The 6,896-nt window shown below is 54.1% G+C and carries 6 protein-coding genes; 5 read left to right on the forward strand and 1 reads right to left on the reverse strand.

The window, feature by feature from the left end; translation table 11 throughout:
• Positions 1-11: 11 nt before the first annotated feature.
• From mltB to RC73_RS09065, 4 genes are all read left to right on the forward strand, one after another.
• A complete protein-coding gene (gene mltB, locus RC73_RS09050) occupies positions 12-1,007 on the forward strand; it encodes a lytic murein transglycosylase B (RefSeq protein WP_039034327.1) in 996 nt (331 codons plus the stop codon).
• Complete coding sequence (locus RC73_RS09055) at positions 994-1,785, forward strand: septal ring lytic transglycosylase RlpA family protein (protein WP_039034328.1); 792 nt, start codon at positions 994-996, stop codon at positions 1,783-1,785. Before mltB ends, RC73_RS09055 begins: the two co-directional genes overlap by 14 nt.
• A 128-nt stretch (positions 1,786-1,913) precedes the next feature.
• Positions 1,914-3,095: a serine hydrolase gene (locus RC73_RS09060; RefSeq protein WP_039034329.1), complete on the forward strand. Its 1,182-nt coding sequence runs from the start codon at positions 1,914-1,916 to the stop codon at positions 3,093-3,095.
• A gap of 271 nt (positions 3,096-3,366) precedes the next feature.
• Complete coding sequence (locus tag RC73_RS09065; RefSeq protein ID WP_039034330.1) at positions 3,367-4,668, forward strand: DEAD/DEAH box helicase; 1,302 nt, start codon at positions 3,367-3,369, stop codon at positions 4,666-4,668.
• A gap of 170 nt (positions 4,669-4,838) precedes the next feature.
• Here RC73_RS09065 and RC73_RS09070 read toward each other — a convergent pair whose 3' ends face one another.
• Positions 4,839-5,396, reverse strand: coding sequence for a DJ-1/PfpI family protein (locus tag RC73_RS09070; protein ID WP_025889577.1), 558 nt, complete (start codon positions 5,394-5,396; stop codon positions 4,839-4,841).
• A 295-nt stretch (positions 5,397-5,691) separates the two neighbouring features.
• Here RC73_RS09070 and RC73_RS09075 point away from each other — a divergent pair, with 295 nt between their 5' ends.
• Positions 5,692-6,324: a DUF2913 family protein gene (locus RC73_RS09075; protein WP_039034331.1), complete on the forward strand. Its 633-nt coding sequence runs from the start codon at positions 5,692-5,694 to the stop codon at positions 6,322-6,324.
• The last annotated feature ends 572 nt before the right edge of the window (positions 6,325-6,896 follow it).

The raw sequence follows: 6,896 nt of genomic DNA on the forward strand, positions 1-6,896 counted from the left end.
GAACGCCTTAGATGCCGACATTCAAAAAGCTGCTCGCCCCTCTGGGCCTGCTGCTGAGTCTCAACCTCAGCGCCTGTGCCACCGCCGAGGTGCCCGCTTCCGAGCAGCTCAAACAGGATTTTATCAAACAGCAACAGAGCCAAGGCTTTAGCCAGGAAGAAGTCGAAAGCTTCCTCGCCTCGGCCAAAAAAAACCAGGCGGTATTGGACGCCATTTCCAGCCCTTGGGAGGCCAAACCCTGGCATCAGTACTACCCCATTTTTCTGACCGAAAAGCGCCTCGAAGCCGGGCTGAATTTCTGGCAGCAACATGAGCAAACCATAGCGCGCGCCGCCAAGACCTATGACGTTGATCCGCAAATCATAGTCGCCATTATCGGTATTGAAACCTTCTACGGCGGTTATATGGGCAAGTACCCGGTGATCGATGCCCTCTATACCTTGGGGTTCTACTACCCGCCACGGGCGACTTTCTTTCGCGGCGAGTTTGCCAAACTGATGACGCTGCTTAAAGAGGAGCAACTCGATAAGGAAACGCTCCTGGGCTCCTACGCCGGCGCTATGGGTTATGGCCAGTTTATTCCTTCAAGCTATCTGGCCTACGCCGTCGACTTTGACGGTGACGGCAAGCGGGATCTGCTGGGCAGTGTCGACGATGCCATAGGTTCAGTAGCCAACTATTTTCACCGTCACGGCTGGAAAGCCGGTGAGCCGGTGGCGCTGGAACTAAGCACAACGGCCACGCCCAAGGCCAAGGTCTGGAAAGGAGAAAAGCTCAATTACCAAGTGGCCGATATCCTCTCCCCCGAGGTGGCTCTGATGGAAAACCGGGATCTGGATGCCAGCCAAAAAGCGCTGCTTATCGAGCTGGAACAGGCCGATGCCAAAGACTATTGGCTGGGGCTGAACAACTTCTATGTAATCACCCGTTACAATCGCAGCCCGCTGTACGCCATGGCGGTTTATCAATTCAGTGAACAACTCAAAGCCCACCATGACAAGACTTAAACTATTGCTGCCACTGACCGCCTCGATTCTGCTGGCCGCCTGTGCCGGCAACTCGGGCCGTTACACCATGAAAGATGATAGGCCTCCGGCCGATGCACCGGATGTCTCCAAGGTGGAAGATGCCCATCCCAGATTCGAGCCCTACAGCAAACAGGGCAACAAGGATTACCAGGTCAGAGGCAAATCCTACCAAGTGATGCCGTCCGGCAAGGGGTACAAGGTTGAGGGGCTGGCATCCTGGTATGGTGCCAAGTTTCACGGCCATCTGACCTCCAACGGTGAAACCTATGACATGTACTCCATGTCCGCGGCGCACAAGACATTGCCACTGCCCAGCTATGTCAGGGTCACCAATTTGGCCAACAACAAGAGCGTAGTGGTCAGGGTCAATGACCGTGGTCCCTTCCATCCCGACCGAGTGATAGATCTGTCCTACGCCGCGGCTTACCGGCTGGACATGCTGAAAACAGGCACCGCCAAGGTCAGACTGGAAGTCCTGTTTGAAGACAGTGAAGAGAGCCAGACCATGGCCGAACTTCGCAGCAACAACCTGCACTATGTACAGGTGATGGCATCCGGCTCGCGCGAACGTCTGCTTGAGTTGGCTTCAGAGCTTGAAAACAAATACCAGGTCAAGAGCCGAATCACAGATGCCAAGTCGGTATACAGGCTGCAACTTGGGCCGGTCAGCCATGAAGGTATTGCCGCCAAATTGCTGGAAAAGCTGAAGCAGGACGGCTTTCCGAGCAGCTATATGGTGACTGAACCAAAAACATAAGCGTTCAAAATTCCACCACATTTTTAACTAATTAAGGAACCTTAACTGAAATTTCCGGTCGACTAATGTTATACTCGCTGCGAATTTCAGCATATTTTCCGACTCCAACCAGAAGACGTATTCAGGTAATGATGAATTTTGTAAAAAGTCCCGCGAAAGCCTTTCTGTTGTTCGCCTGTGCCTCGGTTTCCGCCGCACAGGCCAACAATGCCCCGATAGTCGTCCCAGATGCACCGGACGTTGCCGCCAAGGCTTATGTCTTGATGGATTACAACTCAGGACGCTTACTGGCGGAAAATAACGCCTACGAAAGCCTTAACCCAGCCAGCCTGACCAAGATGATGACCAGCTATGTCATAGGTCAGGAGATCAAGGCAGGTAACGTCTCTGCCGATGACGACGTGACCATCAGCAAGAACGCTTGGTCGAAGAACTTCCCCGACTCATCCAAGATGTTTATCGAAGTCGGCAAGACGGTTAAAGTTTCGGATCTGAATCGGGGTATCATTATCCAATCCGGTAACGATGCCTGTGTCGCCATGGCCGAGCACATTGCCGGAACCGAAGGCGCCTTCGTCGATCTGATGAACTCCTGGGCCAAACAGCTGGGCATGCGTGACAGCTACTTTGAAAACTCCCACGGCCTGGATTCAGACAACCACAAGTCCACCGCCTATGATATGGCGCTGCTGGGCGCGGCCCTCATTCGTGATGTTCCCGACGAATACGATATCTACAAAGAAAAATCTTTTACCTACAACGGTATCAAGCAGTACAACCGTAACGGCCTCTTGTGGGATAACAGCCTCGATGTCGACGGTATCAAGACAGGCCACACCTCGGGTGCCGGCTATAACCTGGTATCCTCGGCCACCAAAGACGGCATGCGCCTGATTGCCGTGGTCATGGGCACCAAGAGTGAAGCCGCCCGTAAGGCCGAGAGCAAGAAACTGCTCAACTATGGCTTCCGTTTCTTTGAAACCATCGCTCCTTACAAGGCCGGTGACAGCTTTGTCACCCAGAAGATCTGGTATGGCGACCGTGACACAGTGGACTTGGGTGTAACCACTGACACTCCTGTGACCATCAACCGGGGCCAGGCTAAAAACCTGCAAGCCAACTTCGAACTTACCAAAGAGCTCACCGCACCGCTGGCCAAGGGTGAAGTCGTCGGCCGGGTATACTTCCAGCTTGACGGTAAAGACATTGCCCAGTTCCCACTGGTGACATTGGAAGAAGTCAACGAAGGCAGCTGGTTCAGCAAGCTGATGGACTACTTCAAGCAGATGTTTGCCGGCTGGTTCAGCTAAGCCGATAAATTGTGAGAGAATGCCGCCTGCGGGCGGCATTCTTGTATCTGCCCAAAACATTGATATCAGCAGTGCCTGAGGTCATTTATCCTTGCAGCGCAAGAATAAAGCAGAAATGATCGGGCCTTGGTGAATTTTTTGCTATACTCCGCGCCCGCCCGGGTTATCCCGGCACTTGGCGTATACTCAGGCCTGAGCTTCCGGCATTTGGGCCGCCGACACCCGAAATAGCTAAGACACACGCCAAGCGGTTGAATACAGGAATATCGAGATGAAGTTTGAATCTTATAGTTTTGCCCCCGAAATACTCCGCGCGCTCAAAGAGTGCGGTTATGAGAGCATGACACCGATTCAGAGACAGGCCATCCCTGCGGTTCGCCGCGGTCAGGACGTACTGGCCAGCGCCCAGACGGGCACAGGCAAGACAGCCGCCTTTGTGCTGCCTATTTTGCAGCGCCTGCAGGATAACCCGCTCGAACTCAAACCCGGCAATATCCGGGCCCTGATCCTGGCACCGACCCGTGAGCTGGTGTCCCAGGTTGCCGACAATGCCCGCCAATACGGCAAATACCTGCAGTTGTCGGTGGCCACCCTGTTTGGCGGCGTCAAGTCAGCATCTCAGGTCAACAAGCTCAAGCAAGGCGCCGACATAGTGGTAGCCACTCCGGGGCGTTTACTGGAACAACTACTGGCCGGTAACCTGAGTCTGGGCTCGCTGGAAGTGCTGGTGCTGGATGAAGCCGACCGTATGCTGGATATGGGCTTTATCAACGATATCAACAAAATACTTCAGAGCGCCGCCAAGCAGCGGCAAAATCTGATGTTCTCGGCCACCTTCTCTGGCGCGGTAAGGCGCCTAGCCGATGAGATAATGAACAAGCCCAAGGTCATCACCGCCGACCGCCAAAACACCACAGCGGTGACCGTCAGCCAGGTAGTCTACCCGGTAGAGCAGCGCCGCAAGCGTGAACTCCTGTCTGAACTTATCGGGCGCAAGAACTGGCAGCAGGTGCTGGTGTTTACCGCCACCCGTGAAGATGCGGATCATCTGGTCAAGGAGCTGAATCTCGACGGTATCGCCAGTGCCGTGGTGCACAGTGAAAAAGCCCAGGGCAGCCGCCGCCGGGCGCTCAGAGAATTCAAGGAAGGCAAGGTACGGGTATTGGTATCCACCGAAGTGGCCGCCCGCGGCCTGGATATTCCGGATCTCGAGTATGTGGTCAATTACGATCTGCCCTTCCTGGCAGAGGACTATGTGCACCGTATCGGTCGCACCGGCCGCGCCGGCAAGACGGGTGTCGCCATCTCTTTTGTCAGCCGCGAAGAAGAGCGCACCCTGGCCGACATTGAAAAACTGATTGGCCAAAAACTCAAGCGCATCATGATGCCAGGCTATGAAGTGAGTAATCGCGATCTCCTGCTCAAGCAACTGCAAAAGCGCCGCAGCTTCGCCAAGAAAAAGCCGGGTGCCAGCAGCGCCTCGGAGCAGGTCGCAGCGGAAAAGAGCATGTCCGGCCGCAGAGTTAAGGTTAAAGTCGGCTCCAGCGGCATCAAGCCAAAGAAGCTCAAGTGAGCCGCCCCGCTTGACAGGCTTTAGCTCCTATGTAGAACCATTAAAAAGCCGCGCACTGCGCGGCTTTTGGCTAATTGGGTTTTAGCTGGACTTTCTACCGGCTGGAAACACTTGCATTCTCGGCGGCAAAGCTTGCTCCCCTAAAGGATAAGCGCTTTTGTTTACCGAATTCAAAGCAAGGCGTGGAACTGCGCCAACCACTGAGGATGGGCAGGCCAAGCCGGCGCTGTAACCAACTTGCCGTCAGTAATCGCTTCTGTCACCTCGATATCGGCATATTCACCACCGGCTTGGCGTACTTCGGGGGCACAGGCGGGATAAGCCGACACCTTCTTGCCCTGCACCACTCCAGCGGCGGTCAGCAGTTGCGCCCCATGACAGACGGCGGCAATCGGCTTATCCGCCTTGGCAAAGGCTCGAACCAGCTCAAGCACTTCATCATAGAGACGCAGATACTCGGGTGCTCGGCCGCCGGGGATCAGCAGCGCATCAAAGTCATCGGCACTTATCTGCTCAAAGTCACCGTTGAGAACGAAATTGTGCCCAGGTTTTTCACTGTAAGTTTGATCGCCTTCAAAATCATGAATAGCCGTCCTGACAGTATCACCGGCCTCTTTGTCAGGGCACACGGCAGTCACCTTATGGCCCACCATCTGCAGCGCCTGAAACGGCACCATGATTTCATAGTCTTCCACATAATCACCGGCAAGGATCAATACGTTAGCCATTGTCTTCTCCTGTTATTCCATCGACTCACCATCAGACTCATCTTAACCAAGCCCATAGAGGCAGAGGTAACATCCGACTACTACCTCACCTTGTTCATTAAACAACCCAGTTGCCCGGCAGACAAGAGATATCCTTGAGATTGAAAAATTTACAGTAAGATAGCGGCGAAGACAGATCGGATAACTGTCTTACTGATAACCATTGTGGTGGTTTTTCTTTGTCTACCTGATATTGATAACTGCAGCATAGGGTATACTCAGCGCCCCATCCATATCTCTTATACGCGGAAATACAATGACAGAACAAAGCTACAATCAGGCCTTGCTGGCATTAACCCAAGCCGGCCTCGCTGCTTTGGCGGAACGTAACCATGCCGCCGGCAGCATCAAGACCCCGGCGGCGGAAAGTCATTTCCTCTGCAACTGGATGGTGCAGTCACTAAAAGAGAAGCGTTTCTCAAAGTTAGTGGCAGAAGATCTCACTCGCTGGATAAGAGAGGGACGAAGCCTGGGGGCCGGTGCCAAGTTACCCGAGGTGCTTCAACGTATCCAGGCGCAGTATCTGCCAGCCATCAATAATGCCGCAGTGGGGCAATCGCTCCAGAACCTGATTGCCGAGCTCCAGGCCGAAGGCTGGCTCGTCATCCTCGACTGTGAAGTAAGCGGTAAACTCAAATTAGACAGCCAGGGGCAAAACAGCTTGGTGATCTCCACAGAGCAGTATCAGCAGCATCTGCTCGATGGCAAATTGATCAAACCCATCACCCTTTACATCCGCGCCGACGAGCAGTTGATTGCCCAGTTTGCTGTCAAACATGCGCTTCTATTCAGCCAAGGGGATAAGAAAGCCAGTTGCATCAAGCACCATAAGGCTTATCGACTCTATCCTGATAACCAACAGCCCGCATTGGCATTGCTCAAGGCTTAACTTTCAGCATTGGAAATGACCTTGGAAGTAGCACTGGTGAACACTCTCACCGCCAGAGCCAAATAACATTGATTGGGCTTCCAGCCCATTGCCTGCCGCAGGCTTATGCACAGGCGCCCCTATGACTCGCTGCGAGTACTTCCCTGGCTCGGAAGGTCACAGTTCCGCCTATGCCTGGAAAATAGGCGTATGTCTGTAGCTGAATACGACTCTGTGTGGGAAAACTTGCACCCATTCCCCCTTCGGAGCCGCCGCTGGCGTTGTTGCAAATTGGCGTAGCCGAGACAGGGACGTCGAGGCTCGAAGGTCGAGCATGGCGAATGTTGCGAAGCAACAAGCTTATGAGCGCGAGCCAAGGAAGGCGAGCTGGTCGTTATGCATGGATGTATTTGGCGAGTCCTGAGTGTAGCCAATTTGTTTCATAAGCCAGCGGGGATTTCGGCTACGTCGGGGTGTCCTTGGGGATGCAAGGGGCTTTGGACAAGCAAAGCCCCTTGCCCGGTGTGGTTTGGCGAGTGTCGCGCAGCGACTGGCTGCGAGCGAGAGCCAGGGATGGCGAACTGGCCGTTGTG

Origin of the sequence: Shewanella sp. ECSMB14102, from assembly GCF_000813075.1 — a bacterium.
GTDB lineage: Bacteria > Pseudomonadota > Gammaproteobacteria > Enterobacterales > Shewanellaceae > Shewanella > Shewanella indica.

Coding starts and splice junctions, on each gene's coding strand:
- mltB (WP_039034327.1), top strand. CDS start 12: ATGCCGACATTCAAAAAGCTGCTCGCCCCTCTGGGCCTGCTGCTGAGT.
- RC73_RS09055 (WP_039034328.1), top strand. CDS start 994: ATGACAAGACTTAAACTATTGCTGCCACTGACCGCCTCGATTCTGCTG.
- RC73_RS09060 (WP_039034329.1), top strand. CDS start 1,914: ATGATGAATTTTGTAAAAAGTCCCGCGAAAGCCTTTCTGTTGTTCGCC.
- RC73_RS09065 (WP_039034330.1), top strand. CDS start 3,367: ATGAAGTTTGAATCTTATAGTTTTGCCCCCGAAATACTCCGCGCGCTC.
- RC73_RS09070 (WP_025889577.1), bottom strand. CDS start 5,396: ATGGCTAACGTATTGATCCTTGCCGGTGATTATGTGGAAGACTATGAA.
- RC73_RS09075 (WP_039034331.1), top strand. CDS start 5,692: ATGACAGAACAAAGCTACAATCAGGCCTTGCTGGCATTAACCCAAGCC.